Annotated in this window: 19 protein-coding genes and 1 pseudogene; 12 read left to right on the top strand and 8 right to left on the bottom strand. The window is 67.8% G+C overall.

All coding sequences use genetic code 11. The annotated features are described in order from the left end of the window. Positions 1 to 122: pseudogene (locus tag ASE63_RS28630) on the bottom strand (diguanylate cyclase); the annotation flags it as partial. 26 nt (positions 123 to 148) lie between these two features. Further along, complete coding sequence (locus ASE63_RS23410) at positions 149 to 1,870, bottom strand: peptide ABC transporter substrate-binding protein (RefSeq protein WP_082610221.1); 1,722 nt, start codon at positions 1,868 to 1,870, stop codon at positions 149 to 151. Between the two features lie 231 nt (positions 1,871 to 2,101). Here ASE63_RS23410 and ASE63_RS23405 point away from each other — a divergent pair, with 231 nt between their 5' ends. From ASE63_RS23405 to ASE63_RS23385, 5 genes are all read left to right on the top strand, one after another. Next, positions 2,102 to 3,430: an FAD-binding oxidoreductase gene (locus tag ASE63_RS23405; RefSeq protein ID WP_056807403.1), complete on the top strand. Its 1,329-nt coding sequence runs from the start codon at positions 2,102 to 2,104 to the stop codon at positions 3,428 to 3,430. A 92-nt stretch (positions 3,431 to 3,522) separates the two neighbouring features. Further along, complete coding sequence (locus ASE63_RS23400; RefSeq protein WP_056807400.1) at positions 3,523 to 4,872, top strand: amidase; 1,350 nt, start codon at positions 3,523 to 3,525, stop codon at positions 4,870 to 4,872. 192 nt (positions 4,873 to 5,064) lie between these two features. Beyond that, positions 5,065 to 6,387, top strand: coding sequence for an FAD-binding oxidoreductase (locus tag ASE63_RS23395; protein WP_056807397.1), 1,323 nt, complete (start codon positions 5,065 to 5,067; stop codon positions 6,385 to 6,387). Positions 6,388 to 6,542: 155 nt separating this feature from the next. Beyond that, positions 6,543 to 7,211, top strand: a complete 669-nt coding sequence (locus ASE63_RS23390; RefSeq protein ID WP_056807394.1) for a haloacid dehalogenase type II — start codon at positions 6,543 to 6,545, stop codon at positions 7,209 to 7,211. Between the two features lie 4 nt (positions 7,212 to 7,215). Then, the gene (locus ASE63_RS23385; RefSeq protein WP_056807393.1) at positions 7,216 to 8,685 is read left to right on the top strand and encodes an aldehyde dehydrogenase family protein; all 1,470 of its coding nucleotides are present in this window, start codon (positions 7,216 to 7,218) and stop codon (positions 8,683 to 8,685) included. Between the two features lie 204 nt (positions 8,686 to 8,889). Here ASE63_RS23385 and ASE63_RS23380 read toward each other — a convergent pair whose 3' ends face one another. After that, on the bottom strand, positions 8,890 to 9,840 hold the full coding sequence (locus ASE63_RS23380; RefSeq protein WP_056807390.1) for a LysR family transcriptional regulator: 951 nt from the start codon (positions 9,838 to 9,840) through the stop codon (positions 8,890 to 8,892). A gap of 231 nt (positions 9,841 to 10,071) precedes the next feature. Here ASE63_RS23380 and ASE63_RS23375 point away from each other — a divergent pair, with 231 nt between their 5' ends. From ASE63_RS23375 to ASE63_RS23350, 6 genes are all read left to right on the top strand, one after another. Beyond that, positions 10,072 to 11,160 carry an ABC transporter ATP-binding protein gene (locus ASE63_RS23375; protein ID WP_056807387.1) on the top strand — a complete coding sequence of 363 codons (1,089 nt, stop codon included), beginning with the start codon at positions 10,072 to 10,074 and terminating at the stop codon, positions 11,158 to 11,160. A 26-nt stretch (positions 11,161 to 11,186) separates the two neighbouring features. Beyond that, the gene (locus ASE63_RS23370) at positions 11,187 to 11,888 is read left to right on the top strand and encodes an HAD-IA family hydrolase (RefSeq protein ID WP_056807384.1); all 702 of its coding nucleotides are present in this window, start codon (positions 11,187 to 11,189) and stop codon (positions 11,886 to 11,888) included. A gap of 4 nt (positions 11,889 to 11,892) precedes the next feature. Then, positions 11,893 to 13,206, top strand: coding sequence for an FAD-binding oxidoreductase (locus ASE63_RS23365; RefSeq protein WP_056807381.1), 1,314 nt, complete (start codon positions 11,893 to 11,895; stop codon positions 13,204 to 13,206). Between the two features lie 100 nt (positions 13,207 to 13,306). Further along, the gene (locus tag ASE63_RS23360) at positions 13,307 to 14,308 is read left to right on the top strand and encodes an ABC transporter substrate-binding protein (protein WP_244491568.1); all 1,002 of its coding nucleotides are present in this window, start codon (positions 13,307 to 13,309) and stop codon (positions 14,306 to 14,308) included. 101 nt (positions 14,309 to 14,409) lie between these two features. Then, positions 14,410 to 15,273, top strand: coding sequence for an ABC transporter permease (locus ASE63_RS23355; RefSeq protein ID WP_244491549.1), 864 nt, complete (start codon positions 14,410 to 14,412; stop codon positions 15,271 to 15,273). Next, the gene (locus ASE63_RS23350) at positions 15,273 to 16,061 is read left to right on the top strand and encodes an ABC transporter permease (protein WP_056807375.1); all 789 of its coding nucleotides are present in this window, start codon (positions 15,273 to 15,275) and stop codon (positions 16,059 to 16,061) included. Before ASE63_RS23355 ends, ASE63_RS23350 begins: the two co-directional genes overlap by 1 nt. Positions 16,062 to 16,182: 121 nt before the next feature. Here the strand turns inward: ASE63_RS23350 and ASE63_RS23345 are convergent, their stop codons facing one another. After that, positions 16,183 to 17,460, bottom strand: a complete 1,278-nt coding sequence (locus ASE63_RS23345; RefSeq protein WP_056807372.1) for an FAD-binding oxidoreductase — start codon at positions 17,458 to 17,460, stop codon at positions 16,183 to 16,185. A 207-nt stretch (positions 17,461 to 17,667) separates the two neighbouring features. Here ASE63_RS23345 and ASE63_RS23340 point away from each other — a divergent pair, with 207 nt between their 5' ends. Beyond that, positions 17,668 to 18,531, top strand: a complete 864-nt coding sequence (locus ASE63_RS23340) for a GNAT family N-acetyltransferase (protein WP_056807368.1) — start codon at positions 17,668 to 17,670, stop codon at positions 18,529 to 18,531. 22 nt (positions 18,532 to 18,553) lie between these two features. Here the strand turns inward: ASE63_RS23340 and ASE63_RS23335 are convergent, their stop codons facing one another. The 4 genes from ASE63_RS23335 to ASE63_RS23320 form a co-directional block, all read right to left on the bottom strand. Continuing rightward, a complete protein-coding gene (locus ASE63_RS23335; RefSeq protein WP_056807364.1) occupies positions 18,554 to 20,536 on the bottom strand; it encodes a hydantoinase B/oxoprolinase family protein in 1,983 nt (660 codons plus the stop codon). Between the two features lie 2 nt (positions 20,537 to 20,538). After that, positions 20,539 to 22,590: a hydantoinase/oxoprolinase family protein gene (locus tag ASE63_RS23330; RefSeq protein WP_056807359.1), complete on the bottom strand. Its 2,052-nt coding sequence runs from the start codon at positions 22,588 to 22,590 to the stop codon at positions 20,539 to 20,541. A gap of 90 nt (positions 22,591 to 22,680) precedes the next feature. After that, positions 22,681 to 23,586: a LysR family transcriptional regulator gene (locus tag ASE63_RS23325; RefSeq protein ID WP_056807355.1), complete on the bottom strand. Its 906-nt coding sequence runs from the start codon at positions 23,584 to 23,586 to the stop codon at positions 22,681 to 22,683. Between the two features lie 130 nt (positions 23,587 to 23,716). Beyond that, positions 23,717 to 24,265 (bottom strand): GNAT family N-acetyltransferase, encoded by a 549-nt coding sequence (locus ASE63_RS23320; RefSeq protein ID WP_056807353.1) that lies wholly within the window; start codon positions 24,263 to 24,265, stop codon positions 23,717 to 23,719. Positions 24,266 to 24,301: the final 36 nt, after the last annotated feature.

Raw genomic sequence — 24,301 nt, 5'->3', positions numbered from 1 at the left:
CCGGCGGCGAACTGCGACAGCGGCCCGCCCGGCGCCAGATGCAGGATCGAGAAGCCGATCACCGAAACGATCAGCAGCAGGACGACGGCCTGCAGCAGTCGTTGCAGGAGGAATGTGCCCATGAGGTGCTCCCCGGACGGGGCCTATCTCAGCGTGCCCAGTACCAGCTGCCCATGTTCCAGGTGTTCTGGCGGGCGTTGATGTTGGGCGCGTAGCCGATCAGCCCCTCCTTGTAGCCCTCGACCGGGGCATATTGGTAGATCGGCAGGATCGGCAGCTCCTCGCGGGCGATCTCCTGCAGCTTGAAGTAGATCGCCTTGCGCTTCTCCTGGTCGAAGGTCTCCTGGCCCTGCTTCAGCAGCGCATCGACTTCGGCGTTCTGCCACTGCATCTGGTTGGCGCCGTTGCCGGTCTTGGCGGGGATCGAGTCGGAGCCGAAGCGATGCGCCGGGTCGGGATCGATCACGGTGCGGAAGGCCGTGCCGACGAGCAGGGACTGGAACTTCGAGCGCGTGTAGAACTCGCCCCAGATCACCGCGGCCGGCATGTTGTTGATCGTCATCTTGGCGCCGATCTGCTGCCAGTCCTGCTGCATCAGCTGCTGGCACTGCTCGCGCAGCGCGGCGCCCGTCGTGGTCGAGACCGCGAATTCGAGCGGCACATTGTCCTTCATGCGTGTGCCGGAGCCCGAGCGCTTCCATCCCGCCTCGTCCAGGATCTTGTTGGCGAGGGCGGGGTCGTAGGAGTGCTTCGGCAGGTTCGGATTGTACGCCCAGGACTCCTGCGGGGCGAAGGACTCGGTCGGGGTGTGCAGGCCGTAGAAGACGATATCGATGATCGCCTGCTTGTTGATCGAGGCGTAGAGCGCCTTGCGCACCGCCTTGTCGGCCAGAACCGGATGCTCGAGATTCGGCATCAGGATTTCGAGCGAGGCGCTCGGGATCTTCGTGACCTTGCGGCCCGGGAGCTTCACCGCCTCGGCGTAGAAATTGGCGGGAATACCGGTGCCGATGATCAGATCGACCTGCCCCGTGCGGAACTGGGCGTAGAGCGCCGTCTGGTCGGGCACGTATTTGAGCACGGCCCGCTCCATATAGGGGCCCTTGCCGTGGTACTTCTCGTTGGCGACGAGCTGGATGTTGTCGCCCGGCGTCCGCGTGCCCCATTTGAACGGACCGGTGCCGACGGGAGCCGCGTTGAACGGCGCGGTGTTGGGGTCGCTCGCCTTCTCCAGCAGGTGCTTCGGCACGATAAAGGTGTTGGAGAGCAGTGCGAGATAGGGCGCATAGGCCTTCTCCATGCGCCAGGAGATCTCCAGCGGGCCGGTGACCTTGACGTCCTTGACCAGCGAGTGGCCGACGCGGGTGCGCGCCTTGAAACCCGGGGCGTTGATCAGCTCCAGCGTGTACTTGACGTCCTCGGCCGTGAAGGGCGTGCCGTCATGCCAGGTGACGCCCTCGCGCAGCTTCACCTTCCAGGCGAGGCCGCCTTCCGAGATGCCGCCATTGGCCTCGCTCGGCACCTCGACTGCGAGGTCCGGCACCAGCGAGCCGTCGGGCTGGGCCAGCCACATCGTGTTGAAGACCTGCATCCAGACGGTCTCGTCGACCTCGATGCCCGGCATCAGCGGGTTGAAGGCCGTCGGCTCCTGGGAGAGGCCGACGACGACTTGGCCGGTCGGCTTGGATGGTGGCGGCGGCACCGGCTTGGTCTGGGCGCGCACGCCCCCGGCGAAGCCGGTCGCGGCGAGCAGGCCGCCGGCGCCGAGCGCCAGCAGGTCACGGCGGTGGATCGCAGGCATCGGAAGCGCAATCGAGGCGGCGCGGGACTTGCTGTCGGAATAAGACTTGCCGTCGGAGTGATGTGTCATCGAAAACCCCTCGTTATGGATGCTTGAGCCCCTGCTTCTGCGGCAGGTGACGTGGCTTGGTGTGAACTGGCCTTCTGCTGAGGCTAAGCCGCTACGGCAGGATCGGACACCGATCTTCGGAGCAGCCGCACAGAATCTGCCGATTAGGGGCGCGCCTTTGGCATAGGCTTCTGCGCGGATGCGATGCTATCGGGGTCCCGTCGCGGCCATGCCCCAAGGACCCACAGAACGATGTCGCCACCCGTCAACCGCGTCCACAGCGACGAGACCCTGCCCGAAGCCGTCGACGTCGTCGTCATCGGGGGTGGCATCGCCGGCATCACCGCCGCCTATCATCTCGCGAAGAAGGGCCACTCCGTCGCGGTGGTCGAGAAGGGCAATGTCGCGGGCGAGCAGTCGAGCCGGAACTGGGGCTGGTGTCGCCAGCAGAACCGCGACATCCGCGAATTGCCGCTGGCGATGCGCGCCGTCGAGATGTGGAACGGGCTCTCCGAGGAGATCGGCGCCGATGTCGGTTTCCGCCGCACGGGTCTGACATACCTGACCACCCGGGAGTCCGACATGGAGGCCTGGGAGCGTTGGGGCGAGAAGGCGCGGCCCTTCCAGATGCAGACGCGCATGCTGACCCCCGAGGAAGCCAGGGCGATGGCTCCGCACGCGAAGGGACAATGGATCGGCGGCGTCTTTTCGCCGACGGACGGACGCGCGGAGCCGGCCATGGCCGTGCCGGCGATCGCCGAGGCCGCCCGCCGCCTCGGCGTGACCATCCACCAGACCTGCGCTGCGCGCGGGCTGGAAACCGCGGCCGGGCGCGTCTCGGCCGTGGTCACCGAGAAGGGCACGATCCGCGCCGGTGCCGTGCTGCTCTCCGGGGGCGTCTGGACGGCGATGTTCGCGCGCCACCACGGTATCCGCATGCCGCTCGCGGGCATCAAGTCGACATCCTTCTTCACCGCGCCCGCGCCCGAGATCACCGATGGCGGCATCTCGACGCCGGATCTCACGATCCGCCGCCGGCTCGACGGCGGCTACACCGTCGGCATCAGCGGCCGCGGCCTGCTCGAGCTCTCGCCACACGGCATGCTCAATGCGGCGCCCTTCTGGAAGACCTTCAAGAAGCGCCACAAGCTGCTGACGATCCGCGCCGGCAAATCCTTCTTCTTCGGCCCCGAGGCGCTGATGAACTGGACCAACCAGTCCGTCTCGCCCTTCGAGAAGATGCGCACCTATGATCCGCCGGCGCAGAAGGAGCTGATCACCTTCGCGAAAAAGCGCCTGGGCGAGATTTTCCCTGCGCTCGCCAATATCGAGATCAAGCACGAGTATGGCGGGTTGATCGACTTCACGCCTGACTGGGTGCCGGTGATCTCGGCAATCGACAAGCTGCCGGGCCTGCACGTCTCGGCCGGCTTCAGCGGCCACGGCTTCGGCATCGGCCCGGCCGCCGGGCGCCTCGCGGCGGATATCGTCGCCGGCGACGCGCCGATCGTCGACCCCTCGCCCTACCGCTACAGCCGCCTGGTCGACGGCACCGACCTTGGCGAACCCGGCCTGATGTGAAGGAGCGCCAAGGTCTGGTTCCGATCCTGAGCATGGCATTCGCCCGCTGCCGGCGCTAAGTCGGGCGCACGAGCCAAGATGGAGAATCGACCATGCTGCGGACCGTGCAGGATTGTGCCCAGGACCTCGCGAAGGGAGCAGTCACCTCGCGAGCCCTCGTCGAGGACTGCCTGGCGAAGATCGTTGACCCGGCGGGCGAGGGCGCACGCGCCTTCATCTCCGTCTCGGCCGAAGCCGCGCGCGCCTCGGCCGATGCGCATGACGCCCTGCGCCGGGCCGGCCGGGCGCCATCGCCCTATGCCGGTATCCCCTTCGCGGTGAAGGACCTGTTCGACGTCGCCGGCGAGCGCAGCATGGCGGGCTCGCGCGCACTTGCCGACGCCGCCCCCGCAAAGGCCAACGCCCCGACGATCGCACGCATGCTGGCCGCCGGCTTCATCCCGCTCGGCCGCACCAACATGACCGAATTCGCCTATTCCGGCATCGGCGCCAACCCGCATTACGGCACGCCGCTCAGCCCCTGGGACCGCGCCTCTCGCCGCATTCCCGGCGGCTCCTCCTCCGGCTCGGCCGTCGCCGTCGCCGATGGCATGGCGGTCGTCGCGCTCGGCAGCGACACCGGCGGCTCCTGCCGCATCCCCGCGGCGCTCTGCGGCATCGTCGGCTACAAGCCGACCGCGCGGCGCATCCCGCTCGACGGCGTCGTGCCGCTTTCCGGCAGCCTCGACTCGCTCGGGCCGCTCGGCGCCAGCGTTTCCTGCTGCGCCATCGTCGATGCGGTGCTCGCCGGCGAGACGCCGGCCTTACCCTCGCCGCGCCCCCTCGCGGGCCTGAGGCTCGCCATTCCGCGCGAGATCATGCGCGACGGCATGGACGCGACCGTCGGCGAGACCTTCGACCGCGCGATCGCGCTGCTGCGCGAGCAGGGCGCGACGGTGGTCGAGGCGTCGTTCCACCCGCTGCTCGACATCGTCGCCGCCATGCGCCGCGGCGGCTTCACCGGGCCGGAATCCTTTGACTGGCATCGCGACCTGCTGGCGGCGAAAGCCGACCTGTACGATCCGCGCGTGCGAAGCAGGATCGAGTTCGGCGCGAGCATGAGCGCCGCGGACTATGTCGGCCTGAGCGCAGCACGCGGGCGCATCGTCGCCGCCATGAACGCGCTGACGGCGCCGTTCGACGCCCTGGTGATGCCGACCTGCCCGATCGTGGCGCCGTGCCTCGATGAACTCGCCGAGGACGCCGAATATTTCAGGCTGAACGCGCTGCTGCTGCGCAATCCCAGCGCCGGGAATTTCCTCGACCGCTGCGCCATCAGCCTGCCCTGCGAGCGCCCGGGGGAGGCCCCCGTCGGCCTGATGCTGATGGGCGAGACCGGCGGCGACCGCACTCTGTTCGGGATCGCGGCGGGCATCGAGGCTGCGCTGCAGAGCCGCAGCTGAAGGCGCGTATTTAATCCAAGGCAGGCAAGGCACGCCGGTCTAGAGACGGCCTCGACGGTTCGCGACCGTCATTGCGAGGAGCGCAGCGACGAAGCAATCCAGGGTGACGTAGAGCTCTACGAGACTGGATTGCTTAGCTGCGCTCGCAATGACGGCCCGTGTGGCCTGCCGCTTTGCCGCCGGAGACCCTGCATGAGCCCGACCATCAAGCCCATCGAAAGCGATGCGCGCCTGCCGGCGGAAGTCGATGTCGTCGTCATCGGCGGTGGCATCGTCGGTGCTGCCGCCGCCTATTTCCTGGCGAAGCGCGGCCGCTCGGTAGCGCTGGTCGAGAAGGGCGTGGTCGGCGGCGAGCAGTCGAGCCGCAACTGGGGCTGGTGCCGGCAGCAGAACCGCGACGCGCGCGAATTGCCGCTGGCGATCCGCTCGATGGAGCTGTGGGACGGCTTCGCCGCCGAGATCGGCGAGGATCTCGGCTTCCGGCGCTGCGGCCTGGTCTACGCCAGCAACGACGCCGCGCAGATCGCGCAATGGGAGCGCTGGCGCGAGACGGCGAAGCAGTTCGGCGTCGAGACGCGCATGCTCACCGGCACAGAGGCCGCGGCCATGACCGCCGGCACGGGGCGTGAATGGCTCGGCGGCGTGCATTCCTTCACCGACGGCAAGGCGGAACCGGCGCTCGCCGCTCCCGTCCTCGCGCTCGGCGCTCGCAAGCACGGGGCCACGATCCACCAGGGCTGCGCCGCGCGCGGCCTCGACGTCATCAATGGCGCCGTGACCGGCGTGGTCACGGAAAAGGGCTCGATCCGGACCGGCTCGGTCATCCTCTCCGGCGGCGCCTGGGCCTCGGGCTTCTGCCGCCATCATGGCGTTGTCTTCCCGCAGGCCAGCATCCGCTCGACCAGCCTGCGCACCGAGGTCGCGCCGGACTGGCTCGACGCCTTCTACACGCCCGAAATCGCGCTGACGCGCCGCATCGACGGCAGCTACACCATCGCCATCAGCGGCAAGGGCACGCTGGAACTGACGCCGCAGGGCATCCGCTATGCCCGCCAGTTCATGCCGATGTTCATGAAGCGCCTGAAGGCGGTCGAGTTCGGTATCGGCTCCTCCTTCTTCAACGGGCCGGAGGCGCTCGGAAGCTGGTCGCTGGACAAGGAGACGCCGTTCGAGCGTATCCGCGTGCTCGATCCGGCGCCGAGCCGCAAGGCACTGGCCACGCTGCTGGCGCGCGCTCATGCGCTCGTCCCGGCCCTGCGCAATGTCGCGGTTCGCGAAAGCTGGGCGAGCTATATCGACTCGACGCCGGATGCCGTGCCGGTGATCTCGCCGACCGTCGGGCTGCAGGGCCTCGTGCTCGCGGCCGGCCTCAGCGGCCACGGCTTCGGCCTTGGACCGGGCGCCGGGCATCTCGCGGCCGACCTCGCGACCGGCGACACGCCGATCGTCGACCCGCGCCCCTTCCGCCATTCGCGCCTGCTCGACGGCTCGCAGGGCGAGGTCGGCGAGTTCTGAGAACAGCAATGGCGGCACGGCAATCCATGCTGCCGGGACCTGCCTCATCGGCATAATCTTGGGCGTTTCGCCCGCAATTGCGCGGCGCTCGCCGGTGGACGCGGCTAGGCTTGCCTCATCGGCGGCCTGCCGCCTTCCAACGAGCGAGCGCAACGATGAGCACCTGGCGGCCGAAATTCATCACCTTCGACTGCTACGGCACCCTGATCAATTTCGAGATGGGCCCGGCTGCGCGCCGCGTCTACTCGGCTCGCCTGACGCCGGAACAGATGGACGCCTTCGTCGCCGATTTCAGCGCCTACCGGCTCGACGAGGTCCTCGGACCCTGGAAACCCTATCAGGACGTCGTGCGCAACGCCGTCGAGCGGACCTGCAAGCTGCACGGCTTCGCCTACGACCCCGCCGACGCGCAGCGCATCATCGACGAGATACCGAGCTGGGGGCCGCATCCCGATACGCCGGCCGGGCTCGCCAAGGTGGCGAAGGAGATTCCGCTCGTCGTCCTCTCCAACTCCATGACCAACCTGATCCCGCATTCGGTCGCGAAGCTCGGGGCGCCCTTCCATGCGGCTTATACGGCGGAGGAAGCGAAGGCCTACAAACCACGCATGCAGGCTTTCGAGTACATGTTCGACCAGCTCGGCTGCGGGCCGCAGGACGTGATGCACTGCTCGTCGAGCTTCCGCTACGACCTGATGACCGCGCACGACATGAAGATCGGCAAGCGCGTCTGGGTGAACCGCGGACATGAGCCGGAGAACCCCTATTACGGCTATACCGAGATCAAGGATATCGGCGGACTGCCCGGCCTGGTCGGGCTCTGACGCCATGGCCGATTTTGCGCCGGACTCGATCACCTTCGCCAGCGGGCACTATATCGGCGGCACGGTCGTGGCGGAGGGCGAGCGCATCGCGGTCGCCCGCCCGTCCGATCTCGTCGACTACGCTGAACTGCCCGTCGCCTCGGTCGAGGTGGTGGATCGCGCCGTTACAAACGCGACGCAGGCCGTGGCGGAGAGCGGCTGGGCGACGCGGCCGCCGCGCGACCGAGCGAGGGCGATGCGCCGCTGGGCGGATCTGATCGAGGAGCGGGCCGAGGAGCTCGGCCGCCTCGAGGCACTGGGCTCGACCCGCCCGATCGCCCAGGCCGTGACCGGCGATGTCGCGAGCGTGGCGGAGGGTATCCGCTTCTTTTCGGAATGGGCCGACAAGCTCGGCGGCGATGTCGCGGCGACCCGCAGCGACCAGCTCGGCATGATCGTCTCCGAGCCCTATGGCGTCGTCGGCGCGATCACGCCGTGGAACTTCCCGCTCAGCATGGCCTCCTGGAAGGTCGGCCCGGCGCTCGCCGCCGGCAACGCGATCGTGCTGAAACCTTCGGAGCTGACGCCGTTCTCCACCGTGCGGCTGGCCGAGCTCGCGGTCGCGGCCGGCATTCCCGCCGGCATCTTCAACGTCGTGCAGGGTACGGGTGCGGTGACGGGCGACGCGCTCTCGCGCCACGCGAGCATCGCCAAGCTCTCCTTCACCGGCTCGACCCGCACCGGCGTCGCGGTGATGAAGGCCGCCGCCGAGAGCGGCATCAAGCCGGTGACGCTGGAGCTCGGGGGAAAAAGCCCGCAGCTCGTCTTCGCCGATGCCGATTTGGAGAAGGCCGCATCCTGCATCGCCGGCTCGCTCCTCGCCAATGCCGGCCAAGCCTGCGTCGCCGGCTCCCGGCTGATCGTGCAGCGCCCGGTCATGGCCGAGCTGGTCGACCGGCTGAAGGCGAAGCTTTCGACCGTGACGCCCGGCCCAACCTGGAAGGCCGCGACCGGCTTCGCCCCGATCATCTCGGAGATTCAGGCCCGGCGCATCGACCGCATCCTGGCCGAGAGCCATCGGCAGGGCGCGGAATGCCTGCTTGGCGGTGGGCGCATCGAAGGTCATAACGGCGCCTTCTACCAGCCGACGCTGCTAGCCGGGGTCACCGCCGAGACGGCCGCCGTGCGCGAGGAGGTGTTCGGCCCGGTGCTGACGATCCAGGCCTTCGACGGCGAGGCGGAGGGTTTTGCGCTCGCCGACCATCCCGAATACGGCCTCGCTGCCGGCGTCTACACCGCCGATCTCGGCCGGGCCTTGCGGGCGATGCGGGCGCTGAAGGCTGGCACGGTCTGGATCAACCGCTACAGCCGCACGCTCGACTTCATCCTGCCGACCGGCGGCTACAAGAGCTCCGGCATCGGCAAGGATCTCGGCCGCCAGGCGGTCGAAGCCAATCTCAGGCACAAGACGGTGCTGATCGACATCGGCGGATGAGCGGGCAACGCCCGTTCACGGAGCTACGCCGTCATTCCGGGGCGCCCGCAGGGCGGGCCCGGAACCCATAACCGCTGCACCGGCAGGAAAAAGTGATCGGGCGCCGCACCTCGGCCTGGCGCTGCGGTTTCCATGGGTTCCGGCTCGGGCCTTTGGCCCGCCCCGGAATGACGGCGAGGGTGATCAACGACGCAGGAGGCAGGCTCACCCCACCGCCTTCCTCAGCCCCAGCCCCGGATGCAGCCGGTCGATCGCCGCGATCTCGCTGCGCAGTTCCGCGATGATCCAGCTGCGGATATCGCGCACGATCGGCCGGGCCGGGCGGTTGCGCGGCGTCATCAGCACGCAGAGCCGCTCGCCGATGGTCAGGCGGTCTGCTGCCGGAACCAGCGCTCCCGACATCAGGGCATGGGCGACGACGGTGATCCAGCCGAAGGCGATGCCCTGTCCCAGAAGCGCCGCCTGCACCACCACGGCGTAGTCCGAGAAGGTCAGCGCCTTGACCGGGCCGGAACGCCCCGTGTCGAAGGGGGCGTAAAGGCTCGCCCAGTCGGTCGGGGAATCGGTGAGCTGGATCACCGTGTTGCCGCCGGCTGCCGACTCGGCCGCGCCCGGCTCGCAGCGATAGCCGGGGCTGCAGACCGGCAGCATGACTTCGCGAACCACAAGAGCCTCGGCCGGAACAGGCTCGTCGGCGACGACGAACCGCATGCCGAGATCGACGTTCTCGACGGCACCGCGCAGCGAGCCGGCGATCATCTGGAAGCGCAGATCGACGCTCGGGAAGCGCTGCTGGAAGCGGTCCATGCGCGGCATCAGCCAATGCGTGGTGAAGGCGGAGGAGACCGAGATCGTCACGGTCTCCTTGCCGCCACGCAGCTGTTCCACCTCGCGCAAGCCTGCTTCGATGCTGCGGAAGCCATCCGCGACGCGTCGATAGAGAATTTCGCCCTCGGGCGTCAGCACGGCGCCCTTTCCGCCGCGCTCGAACAGGCGCAAGCCCAGATAGCTTTCGAAGCGCGACAGCATTCGGCTGACGGCGGGCTGGGTGACGTTCAGTTCGTCCGCCGCCCGCGTGAAACTTCCACTGCGCGCCGCCGCCTCGAAGACGAAGAGCGCGTTGCTGGAAGACACCATCCGGCGCAGGTCAGACATTACATGAAGTTATGCTTCGACTGATTATTTGGCAATTGCCGTAGCCGGCGAAAATCCCGTTTGATGATGCCAGTCAAATGCAGCTTGCGGCGACGATCCCACAGAGGTTCGCGCCGCCGGGCGGACCGTCGAACCGGCATGCCGATCATAAGAACAGCTTATGGTCGGGTCCGAGATCGGTCTTTGCCCACGCGCTTGCGCGGTGTCGCTGTATGCCGACGGGAGAAGAGCATGGCGAAAAGCGGCGGCGAACGCGTCGAAATCCGATCGGCGAGCAAGGCCTACGGCGCGGTCCGGGCGCTGGACGGCGTCTCGCTCGACATCGCACCGCAGGAATTCGTCTCGCTGCTCGGCCCCTCCGGCTCCGGCAAGACCACCCTGCTCGGCATCCTCGGCGGCTTCATCCAGCCCTCGGCCGGCACCGTCCTGTTCGGCGGCCGCGACGTCACCTTCACTCCGCCGCACAAGCGCGACATCGGCATCGTCTTCCAGAACTACGCGCTGTTCCCGCATATGAGCGTCGGCGAGAACGTCGCCTTTCCGCTGCGCGCCCGGCGGCAGCCGAAATCGACCTATGCCGAGAAAGTCCGCGGCGCATTGGCGATGGTCGATCTCGCCGGCTACGAGGAGCGCGGCATCGGCCAGCTCTCGGGCGGCCAGCGCCAGCGCGTCGCGCTCGCCCGCGCCATGATCTTCGAGCCGCGGCTGATCCTGATGGATGAGCCGCTTTCGGCGCTCGACAAGCAGCTGCGCGAAACCATGCAGATCGAGCTGCGCCAGCTCCACAGGCGGCTCGGCGCGACGATCATCTACGTCACCCACGACCAGCGCGAGGCGCTGACGATGAGCGACCGCGTCGCCATCCTGAAGGACGGCAAGCTCGTCCAGATCGACAGGCCCGAGCGCCTGCACGACCACCCGGCCGACGCCTTCGTCGCGAGCTTCATAGGCGAGGCGACGCTGCTGCCGGTCGGGCGCGCCGGGGGCGACGGCGTTTCGCTCGCCGGGGCGGTCCTGAAGAGCGGCCGCCCGCTGCCTGCGCAGGGCGAGCTGGTGCTCGCGATCCAGACCGAGAAGCTCCTGATCGAGGACGGCACCGGCGCGCCCGAGCGCAACCGCTTCCAGGCCCGCGTCACCGATGTCGTCTTCCAGGGCGAGAGCCTGCGCGTCTTCCTCAGCCTACCCGACGGCACGGCGCTGAGCCTGCGCCAGCCCAGCCATTACGAGGCCGCACGCCGCATTCCCCCGGCCGGAGAGATGCTGACCGTCAGCCTCCACCCGCAGGACACCATCGTCGTGCCGAAGACCGGCACTCCCTGACCCCAGACCATCAACGGAAGCCCGCCATGGCGCTCAAGGATTTCAAGGTTCTGACATTCGACGTCGTCGGCACGCTGATCGACTTCGAGACCGGCGTGCTCAACGCCGTCCGGCGCATCGGCGGCCCAGCCGCGGCGAAACTCAGCGACGACGCGATCTTCGCGCCCTATCTCGACGGCCGCGCCAAGCATTACGAACGGTCCAGCGAGGCGATGAAGCATGTCTATCTCCATCTCGCCAGGGAACTCGGCCTGCCCGCCGACGAGGCCTCGGCCGACTCCTTCCAATACGCCATCCTGCAGCATCCGGCCTTCCCGGACTCGGTCGCGGCGCTGGCCCGGCTGCGCAAGCATTTCCGGCTGGTCGCCATGACCAATGCCGACCGCCCGACCTTCACCTTCTATTCGCAGACGCTCGGCAACCCCTTCCACGACAGCGTCACCGCCGACGAGGCCGTTCATCCCAAGCCGGACCCGCTGTTCTTCGCCTTCAACCGCGGCCGGCAATCGGCCCATGGCTTCAAGCAGGAGGAGATCCTGCATGTCGCCCAGAGCCAGTATCACGACATCGGCGTCGCCAAGTCGCTCGGCTACACCACCTGCTGGATCGAGCGGCGCCAGGGCCAAAAGGGTTTCGGCGGCACGCCCGCCGTGCCGGAGCTGACGAAGCCGGACTACCACTTCCCGACGCTGAAGGCGCTCGCCGACGCGGTCGAGGCCGGGGCCTGAGGCCTTGAACCCCGCGCCCGCCTGGCAGTCGCTCGAAGCCGCGCCGTCGCTCTGGAGCGCGACGGCTGCGCCGCTGCGCGAGCTGCCGCCGCTCAAGGGCGACACCCAGGCCGATGTCGCGATCATCGGCGCGGGCTATACCGGCCTCTCCGCCGCGCATCACCTCGCCGAGAGCGGGCTCGCGCCGATCGTGCTGGAGGCCAACCGGCCCGGCTGGGGCGCGAGCGGCCGCAATGGCGGCGTGATCACCGCCAAGTTTCGCGTCTCCTTCCCCGCCATCGCCGCCGCCCACGGCAAGCCGATGGCGAGGCGGATGTACGACATCGCCATCGAGGCGACGGACATCGTCGCCGAACTGGTCTCGCTTTACGGCATCGAAGCGGCGCAGCTCACCCGCTCCGGCCAGGTCAAAGCCGCACATAATCACGAGACGCTGGCCTACGCCGTAAAGGAAGCCGAGTGGCTGCGCGCCGAGCTCGGCGATACCACCATGTCGGTGCTCGATGCCGGGCAGGTCCGGGAGGAGACGGGCTCGTCCGGCTTCGTCGGTGGCGTGCTCAATGCCGGCTCGGGCGGCATCCACCCACTGAACTATCTGCATGGCTTGGCCGAGGGCGTGGTCTCACGCGGCATACAAGTCCATGCCGGGACGCCGGCGCTGCGCCTGCGCCGCGAGCGCGACGGCGTGCTGATTGAGACGCCGGGCGGCACGGTCCGGGCCAAGCAGGCGATCATCGCCACCAACAGCTATTCGGACCTGACGCCGGCGACGCGCGACTACCAGAGCACGCTGATCCCCTTCCGCAGCGCCATCATCGCCACCGAGCCGCTCTCACCGAACCTCGCCGCGAGCGTGATGCCCACGCGGCGCACCTATACCGAGACCAAGCGGATGATGCGTTGGTTCCGCATGGTCGACGACCGCGTGATCTTCGGTGGGCGCGGCGCCTTCGGGAAGGCCGACTCGCCCGCCGCCTTTCGCGCCTTGCAGAAAGCGATGGTCGGCATCTTCCCGCAACTCGCCGACGTTCCGCTGGCCTATCGCTGGTCCGGCCTCGTCGCGATGACGCTCGATTCCGTGCCGCATGTCGGCCCGGTCGACGACCGCGTCATGGTCGCGATGGGCTACAATGGCGCCGGCGTCGCGATGTCCAGTCTGATGGGGCGCTACCTCGCCGCCTTCGCCCGTGGCGAGCAGCCCGATGTCGGCTTGCTCGACGCTGCCCGCATGCGCCGCGTCCCGTTCTATCCGCTTCGAGAGCCGGCCGTCCGCATGGTCGCCGGCTGGTACCAGTTTCTAGACGCGATCGGACGGTAGCTTTCGAAGATCCGGTCCAACAACAGGGGAAGAGCACATGACGGAACGAAGCCTGTTAATCCGTAGCGCCTGCGCCGCAGCGGGCCTCTCCCTGGCGCTGATGAGTCCGCTCTCGGCACAGGCCGCCGAGCAGATCATGTTCGTCTCGCAGGGCGGCGCCTATCAGAAGGCGCAGACCGTCGCGATCCTCGATCCGAGCGCCAAGAAACTCGGCATCACCATCAACCAGGACAGCGTGCCCGACGCTTGGCCGATCATGCGCTCGCAGGTCGCGACCGGTAAGCCGACCTGGGACGTCGTCGACGTTGCCACCAATTTCTGCCTGCGCGGCGGCGAGCAGGGCATCGTCGAGAAGCTCGACTTCAGCAAGATCCCGAACGCTGCTGCGATGCCGGCCGAATATCGCAGCGACTGGTCGGTCGCCTACGAGTTCTATTCCAGCGTCCTCGGCTACAGCCAGAAGAAGTTCCCGGACGCGGCGGCGGCTCCCAAGACCTGGGCCGATTTCTGGGACGTGAAGAAATTCCCGGGCCGCCGCTCCCTGCGTAACCACCCGCTCGCCACGCTCGAGGCCGCGCTGATGGCCGACGGCGTCGCCCCCGACAAGCTCTACCCGCTCGATGTCGACCGGGCTTTCAAGAAGCTCGAGGAGATCAAGCCGCACATCACGGTGTGGTGGACCTCCGGTGCCCAATCGGCCCAACTCCTCAATGACGGGGAGGTCGACATGGTGATGGCCTGGAATGGCCGCATCAGTGCGCTGACCAAGGAGGGTGCCAAGGTCGCCTACACCTACAACCAGGGCATCCTGCAGAGCACCTCGCTCTGCGTGCTCAAGGGCGCGCCGAACCTCAACACCGCGATCAAGTTCCTCAACGAGGCGGTCGATCCGGTGCACCAGGCGAACCTGCCCCTGCATATCGACTACGGCCCGGCCAACCCCAAGGCCTACGACACCGGCGTCATCCCGGCCGCCCGCGTCGGCGAGCTGCCGAGCGCACCGGAGAACGCCAAGGTTCAGGCCCTGATGTCCTATGCCTGGTGGACCTCGCCGGCCGGTGAGGCCGCCGAGAAGCGCTGGCTCTCCTTCGCGCAGAAGTGAGCCAAGCCGCCTGACGTCATTCTCGGGCCGCGCCTTGCGCGGACCCGAGAACCTCTCCCAGGAGATGCTCGGGTCGAGCCTGAGCATGACGAGGATCGCAGATGACCGCCATCGACCCGTCCCTCCGATACCAGCGCCGCGAGCAAGGGCTGATGCTGCTGCTCGCTTCTCCTGCCGTGGTCGTAATCCTCGCCCTCGTGGTGATTCCAGTCGGCTGGCTGATGACGCAGTCGGTCTATGACAACGGCTTTACGCTGGAGCACTACCGCCGCATCTTCAGTGAGGACATCTACTGGCGCAGCTTCGCGCTGACCTTCCGCATGGCGCTCACGGTCACCGTGATGTCGCTGCTGCTCGGCTATCCGGTCGCCTATGCCGCCGCCCATGTTAAGCGGCCCTGGGACGTGCTGATCCTCGCCTTCGTCATCCTGCCGTTCTGGACCAGCGTCTTGGTGCGTGCCTATGCCTGGCTCGTGCTGCTGCAGCGCACCGGCGTGACCAACCAGATGCTCGAAGGCCTCGGCCTGATCAGCGAGCCGCTGGCCCTGGTCCATAACGAACTTGGCACCGTCATCGCTACCGTCCACATCCTCCTGCCCTTCATGGTGCTGCCGCTTTACTCGACCATGCAGAAGATCCCGCGCGAGCTGATGCTGGCCGGCGCGAGCCTCGGCGGCGGGCCGCTGCACAGCTTCCTGCGCATCTTCCTGCCGCTGTCGCTGCCGGGGGTCGTTGCGGGGCTGACGCTGGTCTTCGTGCTGACGCTCGGCTTCTACATCACGCCGGAACTGCTCGGCGGCGGCCGCACCATCATGATCTCGATGGTCGTGGCCCGGAATGTCGAGCTCTACAACCAATGGGGCGCGGCGAGCGCCGTCGGCGTCGTGCTGCTGGTGTCGGTGCTGGCGATCTTCGCCCTCGTCGGCCGCATCATCCCGCTCGACAAGATGCTGGGGCAGAAGTGATGAAACAGCCGCTTCTGCCTCGCCTGCTGTTCGGCGCCTTCGTCGGGCTGGTTTTGATCTATCTGATCCTGCCGCTGCTGATCATCGTGCCGATGTCGTTCTCGTCGACGCGCTTCCTGACCTTCCCGCCGCCGGCCCTCTCGCTGCGCTGGTATGCCGAGTATTTCGGCAACCCGAACTGGATGCAGGCGACGCGGATGAGCCTGATGATCGGCGTGCTCACCGTGCTGATCGCGACCCCGCTCGGCACGGCCGCCGCCTACGCCATCAGCAACTCACAGACCAGGCTGATGCGCTCGCTGCACATGTTGCTGATGCTGCCGCTGATCGTGCCGATCATCATCATCGCGATCGGCATCTTCTTCATCTACGCCCGGATCGGGCTGATCCAGACCCTGACCGGGCTGGTGCTCGCCAACGTCATGCTCGGCCTGCCCTATGTCGTCACCTCGGTCGTCGCCGGGCTGCAGAGCTTCGACAAGACGCAGGAGATGGTGGCGCGCAGCCTCGGTATGAACCGCTTTCGCGCCTTCCTCACCGTGACGCTGCCGCAGATCAAGGCCAGCGTCTTCGCCGGCGGCATCTTCGCCTTCATCTCGGCGATCGACGAGACGATCATCGCGCTCTTCGTCTCCGGCGGGCAGTACCAGACCCTGACCAAGCGCATGTTCACCGCGCTGCGCGACGAGATCGACCCGACCATCGCCGCGATCTCGACGCTGCTGACGGCCGCCTCCTTCATCCTCGTCCTGTTGGCGACCAGCGGGCAGAAGCGGGCGGCTGGTTGAGGAGCACGTCATGCTCGGGCTTGCCCCGAGCATCTCAGGCCGGATGAGGCGCTGGCCGGCGCGGTCTGGTCACGAATTCCCGGGTCTTCGCTTCGCTACGCCCGAGAATGACGGCGCGGCATCAGCTCCGCCAGTCCTGGAAGCGGTAATACATCCCCACGAAGGGCAGGAACCAGGGTGGGCCGAAATGGCCCGGCACCACCGGCCAGGCGAGCCCGGCAAGCGGGTTCGCCTTCAAATCCCCACCCATCACGCGGGCCATGATCTGCCCCATATGCACCGACATCTGCGTGCCGTGGCCGCTATAGCCCAGCGCGTAGAACACGCCGTCGCGCTCGCCGGCGCGCGGCAGCCGGTCCGAGGTCATGTCGACCAGCCCGCCCCAGCAATAGTCGATCGCGACGCCCTTCAGCTGCGGGAACAGCTCCAGCATCCGCGCCTGCAGGATCGCGCCGCTCCTGGCGTCCGAGGTCGGGCTCGACAGCGCGAAGCGGGCGCGTCCACCGAAGATCAGGCGGTTGTCGCGCGTCAGCCTGAAGTAATTGCCGATGTTCAGCGTCGTCGTCGCCGTGCGGCGCGTCGGCATGATCGAGGCGGCGAGCTCCTCTGACAGCGGCTCGGTCGCGATGATGAAGCTGCCGACCGGCACGATGCGCCGGCGTAGCCAGCCGAAAGGCCCCTGCCGCGAGGCGCCGGTCGCGAGCAGCACCTGTTTCGCTTCCAGCGTGCCGCGCGCCGTCACGACGCGATGGGCCTGCCCGTTCAGCCGCTCCAGCCCGGTGACCACCGCATTCTCATGGACCGCCGCGCCCGCCCGCATTGCCGCCTCTGCCAGCCCGACGCCGAAGCGGCCCATATGCATATGCGCGCTGCGCGGATAGACCAGCCCGCCATGGAAACCGGCAGAGCCGATCTCGCGGCGCGTCTCCTCCGGCCGCACCACGACCAGTCCCGGCTCGACGGTGGCCTGCAGCAGCTCGGCGCTCTTCTCCAGCTTGGCGAAATGCCCGGGCTTGGCCGCGAGCTTGATCTTGCCGGTGCGGATGAAATCGCAGTCGATGCCCGCGCTGGCCACCAGCCCCTCGACCGTGTCCACGGCCGCGTCGAAGGCCCGGTAGAGCGCGCTCGCGCGCTCGATGCCAAGGCTCGCCACCAGCCCGCCGAGATCATGGGCGAGCCCGTTGTTGCAGTGGCCGCCATTGCGGCCGGACGCCTCGCCGACGACGCGCCCGGCCTCAAGCACGGCGACGCTCGCACCGGCCTTCGCCAGAGCCAGCGCCGCGGAGAGGCCGGTGAAGCCGCCGCCGACGATCGCGACATCGACCTTGCCTGCGATCGGAGCCTGCGAGCCGGAGGCGAAGCGCGGCGCGGAAGCCAGCCAGTAGGGTTCGAGCTTCATCGGAGGTCGCCTCGGCGAGGGGAAGGATGATCCGGACATCCCGCAGGGACGCGGGCCAGTCGCAACCGGCGCGCCACGAGGGTTCAACCGCACAGATTGCATGATCCTAAGTCCATGTATTGTATGAATTTTGCTATTCTCGCAGCGGCTTGGTGCCCCTATACTTCGGCTTCATTTCGAATGAGGCCAGACGCCTTGGCTTACAGAATGGCAAAGCGCCGGCTCGGCTACGAGCTCGCGATCAGGCCGATGAACGATGCCGATCTCGACCAGATGCACCAGCTTTCCATCGGCGTCGGCTGGCCGCACCGGCCGGAGGATTGGCGGCTGGTGATGGCGGTGGGCCACGGCTTCGTCGCCTGCGATGCCATCGGCCGGGCGCTGGGCTCGGCAATGTGGTGGCCCTTCGGCGATCACTTCGCCACCGTTGGCATGGTCATCACCTCGCCGCGCCTGCAGGCGCAAGGCGCCGGGCGGATGCTGATGGAGGCGATCTTCGAGCAGTGCGGCGACCGCGATTTGCGTCTCAGCGCCACCAAGGCCGGCTACCGCCTCTATCGCTCTCTTGGATTCGAACCGATCGGGCGGATATTCCAGCATCAGGGCCGGAACGTGTCGCTGCCGTCTCCCGCTCCGGCCACGGCCGGGCTGAGGCCCGCCGCGGCAAGCGATCTCGCCGCCATCGCCGAACTGGATGCCCGCGCCTATGGCGCGGATCGCCATCACGTCATCGCGGTGCTGATGGCTCAATCCATCGGCACGATCGTCGAGCGCGACGGGGCGGTCGTCGGCTTTGCGCTGTGCCGCCCCTTCGGCCGAGGCCATGTCGTGGGCCCGATCGTGGCGGAGGACGACGATATGGCGGTGGCGCTGGTCGCGCCGCATGTCGAGGCACATCAGGGCAGCTTCCTGCGTGTCGACACGGCCCAGGAACAGGGTAGCTTCGGTGCCTTCCTCGAATCCTGCGGCATGACGATCTTCGATTCGGTCACGCCGATGATCCGCGGCCGCCATCACCCGGCACAGGGTGCAGCCCGGACCTTCGGCCTGGCGACGCACGCGCTGGGCTAACGGCGGCAAAGGAAGGTGCGCCTCATTCCGCCGCTTCCGCGATCTCCGGAACCTGCGGGTAGTCTCGCCGGACGGAAGCGAAGGCGCTTCCGACGTCATTGGCGTTGGCGGCTTCACGGATCGCCGCGAAAACCTTGGTCTTGACGAAGAAGCGCCAGTGGACGGGGAGGGCGGATAGCAGGCGCGTCAGCGCATCATAGTTCCGCGCATGCCAGACGCTTTCGAAGCGGTCGCGTTCCGGGCCGAAGTGAAAATGCGTGCGGTGGGAGGCCTCGCGCAGCTGTGATCGCAGGGCCTTCGTCGCCTCGTTATCGAGCGCGCCATTAGCGATCACCACGCCGTAGCGCTCCCTCGCCATGGTCTCGCCGACATAGCCGCGTTCGACATCGAGCAATACGCGCTCGGGCTCGCGATCGAGCGGGGAGCCGCGGCCGCCGCCGCCGGGGGAATGGATGTGGATGACGTCGCCGGGCTCGGCGATGGCGATGTCGGTGTTGCCGAGCACGCGCTCGCTGGCGGCGCCGGGGTTGATGATGAAGTTCGAGGTCTCGGCCGAGAGCCCGCCGAGGGTGCCCCAGGGGCGGAAGATCGAGCGGTCGCGGTTGCGCACCGTGATGCGGGTGTTCGGCGCGAAGACCTTGAACTCCATCACCGTCGCGAGCCCACCGCGCCAGCGGCCGGGCCCTCCTGAATCCGGCAGCAGGCCGTAGCGCACGAACTGGATCGGCACCTCGGTCTCGGTGATCTCGATCGGCGTGTTCTTGAGATAGGCACTGTCGGCACCCGAGCCGTTGGGGCCGTCGCGATGCGGTATGCCGCCGCCGCCGCCAACCACCGGGTTGATCGCGGCGATGACGCTGCGATGGGTGCGCTCGTCCGTCGTCATCACGTTGACGATCGAGCTGGAGCCGGCGGGTGCGGCCGGCATGCGCTCGGGAACGGCGAGGCTGAAGGCGCCGAAGATCAGGCTGCGCAGCCTTGCGCAGGTCAGGCTGCGCATGCCGACGGCGGCCGGGAAGGCGGGGTTCAGCACCGTGCCCTCGGGCGCGATGCAGGTGAAGGGCCGCGTCAGGCCGGAGTTCAGCAGCAGCTGCGGATTCAGCGTGTAGAGCACGTAGTAGACGCCGACGAGCAGCAGGGTGTGGCGCGGGTCGGAGCCGGTCGGGACGTTGAGCGAGGAGCCGAGCTGCGGGTCCGAGCCGGTGAAGTCGAGCACCGCCTCATCGCCCTTGATCGTCAGCGTCAGGGCCAGTCGGCAGGGATTGCCGTCGACGCCATCTTCGTCGGCATAGTCGGAGAAGACGTACTCGCCATCCGGCATCGAGCGCAGGATCTCGCGGGCCTGATGCTCGGCATAGTCCATCAGCCCGTCGAGGCCGTCCATGAAGCCTCGCGCACCGAACTTGCGGACCATCGCCTGGATCTTCCGCTCGCCGGTGTTGAGCGCTCCGGCCAGCGCCTTGAGGTCGCCCATGTTGAGATGCGGCTTGCGGACGTTCATCGTCATGATCGCCAGCACCTTCTCGTCGAAGGCGCCGTCGCGCATCAGTGTCATCGGCGGGAAGCGGATGCCCTCCTGGTGGATTTCCGTCAGCGAGCGCGACAGGCTCGCGGGCACCGCGCCGCCCATATCGGTGTTATGGACATGGCCGCCGACGAAGCAGACGATCTCTCCCTCGTGGAAGATCGGCTTCCACAGATGCGTGTCGGGGGCATGCGTCGCGAGATAGCCGCTATAGGGATCGTTGGTGAAGGCGATGTCGCCGGGGCGGTATTCATCGACCAGCTCGATCGCGCGGTTGTAGTTCATGCCCGGATACCAGGTCGCGCCGAGATCCATCGGCACGGCGACGACGCGGCCGGTGCGGTCCATCACCATCACCGTGAAGTCCTCGGTCTCCTTGACGAAGGTCGAGTGCGCGGTGCGGTAGAGCGTGTAGGCCATGTTCTCGGCCGCCGCCCGGCAATGGTTCGCGAGAACCTGCAGAGTGACCTTGTCGACCATGATCAGGCCTCCGGACGCAGGATAAGATGAAGGTTGAGCCAGGCGTCGACTTGCGCCTCGAAACCTTCGGGAATGCAGATCGTGGTGTCCTGCTGCGCGACGACGGCGGGGCCCTGGAAGCCATGGCCGTTGCGCAGGGCGTCGCGGTGATAGAGCGCGACTTCGCGGCTTTCGCCGTCGAGCCAGACCTCGATCATGCGCTCGGGCGTCGCCGTCGCGGTCGGCGTCTCGGCAGCGGGCGCGAGGTTCGGGCGCGGGGTGGCGCCGCTGACGACGAGGCGCAGGTTGACGATCTGGACCTCGGCCGCGACGTCGTTGAAATCGTAGATCGCCAGATGCTGGCGGTGGAAGGCGTCGGTGAGGGCGGCGAAATCGCCGTCTGTCAGCCAGCTCTCGGAAAGCGGCACCTCGATCTCGAAGGACTGGCCGTGATAGCGCATGTCGGCGGTGAGGGTCTCGACCACCGGCCCAGTGAAGCCCTGGTCATTCCGGATCCAGGCGTGGCCGTCGCGCTTCAGCCGCGCCAGGGCCTCGCGCAGGGTCGGGAGCGAGGCCGGAACGGCGGCGGCGAAGATCGTCTGGATGAAGTCGCCCTTCACATCGGCGATGAGCCCGCCGAGCGCGCTGACGACACCGGGCCGGTGCGGCACCAGCACGCGCGGGATGCCGAGTTCGCGGGCGAGGAAGCAGCCCAGCATCGGGCCCGCGCCGCCGAAGGGCATCAGCGTGAAGTCGCGCAGATCGACGCCGTAGCGGGCGACGAGCTTGTTGACCTCGACGAACATCTCGGAGACCGCAACCGCGATGACGCCCTCGGCGGCGGCCTGCGGGGTCTGGCCGAGCGTGGCGGCGAGCTCGCCGATCGCCGCGTCGGCCCGGCCGCGATCCATGCCGATCTGGTTGTAGGCGAGGGGCGTGTGACCGAGGAAGCCGCTTGCCGCCATCGCGTCGGTGACGGTCGCGCGGGTGCCGCCGCGGCCGTAGCAGGCGGGGCCCGGCGTGGAGCCCGCACTTTCGGGGCCGACCTTGAGTACGCCGAAATCGTCGGCCCAGGCGATAGAGCCGCCGCCGCTGCCGATCGAGGTCACGGAGACGCTGGGCAGGAAAAGCGGGAAGTCGCCGACCACCTCGCCGGTGCCGAATTGCGGCCTGCCGTCGATGATCAGCGCCAGGTCGGCACTGGTGCCGCCGATGTCGAGCGTCAGGATGTTGCCGATGCCGGCCTGTTCGGCGAGCCAGGCGGCGCCGATGACCCCCGAGGCCGTGCCGGAGAGCAGCATGTTGACGCAGGCGCGCTTGCCAGTCTGCGCATTCATCACGCCGCCATTGGACTTGGTCAGCATCGGGCCGGCCGGGACGTCGCGAGACGCCAGTGCCTTTTCGAGCGCGGTCAGGTAACCCGCCACGCGCGGATGGACGTAGCCGTTCAGGATGGCGGTGGTGGTGCGCTCATATTCGCGGATCACCGGCCAGACCTCGCTCGTCGTGAAGACGTAGAGCTCCGGCGCCAGCTCGGCGATGAGCGCCTTGGCCTGCGCCTCATGCGCGTGGTTGCGATAGGCGTGAAGGAAGGAGATGATGACGCCATCGACGCCCTTGGCGCGGATCGCCGCGACGATCGTCGCAAGCCCATCCGTATCGAGCGGTTCGGCGATCTCGCCGCTGGCGAGCTGGCGCTGCCTGACGCCGTAGATGCGATCGCGCGGGATCAGCTGCTCGGGCCGTGCACAGAATAGCGAATACATGTCCGGCATGCGCAGCCGCGCCAGCTCGATCACGTCTTCGAAGCCGGCCGTGGTGATCAGGGCGAGCCGGCTGCCTTTGCGCTGGATGATCGTGTTGATGCCGACCGTGGTGCCGTGCACGAACGACGTCACCTCCTCGGGAGCGACCCCATGGCGCTCCTGCAGCAAGGCGAGGCCGTCGAGCAGCTCCTTGCCGGGCTCGTCGGGCGTGGTCAGGACCTTGATGGTCTCGAAGCGGTTGCTGCCGGTTTCGAGCGCGCAGAAGTCGATGAAGGTGCCGCCGATGTCGACGCCGATACGCCAGCTCATGATCCGCCTGTCCGCGAGAGGTCGGGCCTATCTCGCGACTGGCGGGGCAGAAGGTCAAAGAGCAAAGCCCGGCAGCTTTATAAGCCTCGCTTATGGCCGGGCGTCGCCGTCGAGCCCGAGCTGCCGGCAGGCCGTGCGCAGATGGTTGCGCAGCAGATCGTGGCTGCGCGAGAGCGGCCGATGGGCGCTGGTCAGCAGGCAGAGCGGCAGCGAGACCTCCGGCAGGAAGGGCCGCGTCACCAGCCCCGGAAAGCTGTGCCAAGGTAGCAGCCCGTCGACCACCGCCACGCCCAGCCCCTGCTGCACGAAGGCGAGCGCGATGATCGAGACGTCGATCTCCATCTCGGGCTGGAAGACGAGGCCTTCGCGGGCGAGCGCGGTGCGCAGCAGCTGGCCCGGCAGCGAACCGGCGCGGTAGGAGATCAGCGTCTCGCCTTCGAGGTCGCCGGCCGCGATGCTCTCCTGCGCCGCGAGGCGGTGATCGGCAGGCAGCACGCAGACGATGCGCGTGCGGCCGATGATCTCGGTCTCGATGCGCGGCATTGGCTCGTCGGTCATGGCGATGCCGAGCCCGGCCTGGCCGCTGTCGAGCATCGCCATCACGATTTCGGCCGGCACAACGTAAGACAGGATGCGCATGCCGGGATGGGCTGCACGGAAATGCCGCAGCGCCTCAGGCACCAGCGAGAGCGAGGGCGGCGCCGACGCTGCGAGCCGGACGACGCCGGCCTTGCCGTGGCGCAGCTCACCCGCGCGACGCCGCAACGCTTCGAGATCGCCGAAGAGCCGCTCGACCTCGGGGTAGAGGTCCTCGGCCTCGGGCGTCGGGATCAGCCGGCCTTTCACCCGCGAGAACAGCTTGAAGCCGAGCTCGTCCTCGGTGTGCAGCAGGATCTGACTCAGCGCCGGCTGCGAGACGTTGAGAGCTTCGGCTGCGCTGGTCAGCGTGCCGCAGCGCATCACCATCCTGAAGACCTCGATCTGCCTGGCGCGCATCGTTCGTTCCTGTTGGGCGGGCCGGTCAAGGTCGCGGTGGGATTCGCCGCGATGCGAGCTGCGAGCGCGGAGCGGGCCGGCAGACACGCATAAAGCCGACGGAGGCCTGGCAGGGCGTCAGCTCAATCTCTCAGCGGCCCGATGGCTCCTGGCTGCGCCATTCCGAGCGAAGCAACTCGTACCAGACTTCGCCTTCTTCGGCGCCGGGAATACGGGAGGGAAATGTCGGAAACTCTGTGCGAACGTGCCTCATGCCGATCTTTTCCATCACGCGACGGGAGCCAATGTTGACGGCCAGTGTACAGGCGACGAGCTTCTCGAAACCGGAGCTGGCGAATCCCCAATCGACAAGGGCCGTGGCTCCCTCCGAAGCCAGCCCTTGTCCCCATTCTTCCCGACGCAGGCGATAGCCGATCTCCGCCAGCGTCTCACTCTCGGGAAACAGGCAGAACCATCCGACGAACGCGCCGGTCGTCGTCCGCCGCGCCGTCCACACGAACGGCTCCGATCCTCTCGGCATGAGGAACGTCACATCCTTGGGGGCAGTCCTCTCATGGTCGACCGCTCCACCGTTGAGGAAGTGCATCACCTCTGCATCGAGCTCGAGCGCGATGAAGTCGGTTCGATCGCCTGGGCAGCAAGGCCGCAGCGTCAGGGTTGTTGTTTGCAACGCAGACATGATGGGAAACCGAGGCCATGAGCGTGACGAGCCTCA

This window comes from Allobosea sp. Root381 (assembly GCF_001429395.1).
Classification (GTDB): Bacteria; Pseudomonadota; Alphaproteobacteria; order Rhizobiales; family Beijerinckiaceae; genus Allobosea.
This window is presented reverse-complemented; position numbering and strand designations above follow the sequence as displayed.

Excerpts from the sequence above, each read along its gene's own strand:
- ASE63_RS23400 (WP_056807400.1), top strand. The coding sequence starts at position 3,523 with ATGCTGCGGACCGTGCAGGATTGTGCCCAGGACCTCGCGAAGGGAGCA.
- ASE63_RS23340 (WP_056807368.1), top strand. The coding sequence starts at position 17,668 with ATGGCAAAGCGCCGGCTCGGCTACGAGCTCGCGATCAGGCCGATGAAC.
- ASE63_RS23330 (WP_056807359.1), bottom strand. The coding sequence starts at position 22,590 with ATGAGCTGGCGTATCGGCGTCGACATCGGCGGCACCTTCATCGACTTC.
- ASE63_RS23320 (WP_056807353.1), bottom strand. The coding sequence starts at position 24,265 with ATGTCTGCGTTGCAAACAACAACCCTGACGCTGCGGCCTTGCTGCCCA.
- ASE63_RS23375 (WP_056807387.1), top strand. The coding sequence starts at position 10,072 with ATGGCGAAAAGCGGCGGCGAACGCGTCGAAATCCGATCGGCGAGCAAG.
- ASE63_RS23360 (WP_244491568.1), top strand. The coding sequence starts at position 13,307 with ATGAGTCCGCTCTCGGCACAGGCCGCCGAGCAGATCATGTTCGTCTCG.
- ASE63_RS23390 (WP_056807394.1), top strand. The coding sequence starts at position 6,543 with ATGAGCACCTGGCGGCCGAAATTCATCACCTTCGACTGCTACGGCACC.
- ASE63_RS23410 (WP_082610221.1), bottom strand. The coding sequence starts at position 1,870 with ATGACACATCACTCCGACGGCAAGTCTTATTCCGACAGCAAGTCCCGC.
- ASE63_RS23345 (WP_056807372.1), bottom strand. The coding sequence starts at position 17,460 with ATGAAGCTCGAACCCTACTGGCTGGCTTCCGCGCCGCGCTTCGCCTCC.
- ASE63_RS23380 (WP_056807390.1), bottom strand. The coding sequence starts at position 9,840 with ATGTCTGACCTGCGCCGGATGGTGTCTTCCAGCAACGCGCTCTTCGTC.
- ASE63_RS23385 (WP_056807393.1), top strand. The coding sequence starts at position 7,216 with ATGGCCGATTTTGCGCCGGACTCGATCACCTTCGCCAGCGGGCACTAT.
- ASE63_RS23350 (WP_056807375.1), top strand. The coding sequence starts at position 15,273 with ATGAAACAGCCGCTTCTGCCTCGCCTGCTGTTCGGCGCCTTCGTCGGG.
- ASE63_RS23405 (WP_056807403.1), top strand. The coding sequence starts at position 2,102 with ATGTCGCCACCCGTCAACCGCGTCCACAGCGACGAGACCCTGCCCGAA.
- ASE63_RS23370 (WP_056807384.1), top strand. The coding sequence starts at position 11,187 with ATGGCGCTCAAGGATTTCAAGGTTCTGACATTCGACGTCGTCGGCACG.
- ASE63_RS23395 (WP_056807397.1), top strand. The coding sequence starts at position 5,065 with ATGAGCCCGACCATCAAGCCCATCGAAAGCGATGCGCGCCTGCCGGCG.
- ASE63_RS23325 (WP_056807355.1), bottom strand. The coding sequence starts at position 23,586 with ATGCGCGCCAGGCAGATCGAGGTCTTCAGGATGGTGATGCGCTGCGGC.
- ASE63_RS23335 (WP_056807364.1), bottom strand. The coding sequence starts at position 20,536 with ATGGTCGACAAGGTCACTCTGCAGGTTCTCGCGAACCATTGCCGGGCG.
- ASE63_RS23355 (WP_244491549.1), top strand. The coding sequence starts at position 14,410 with ATGACCGCCATCGACCCGTCCCTCCGATACCAGCGCCGCGAGCAAGGG.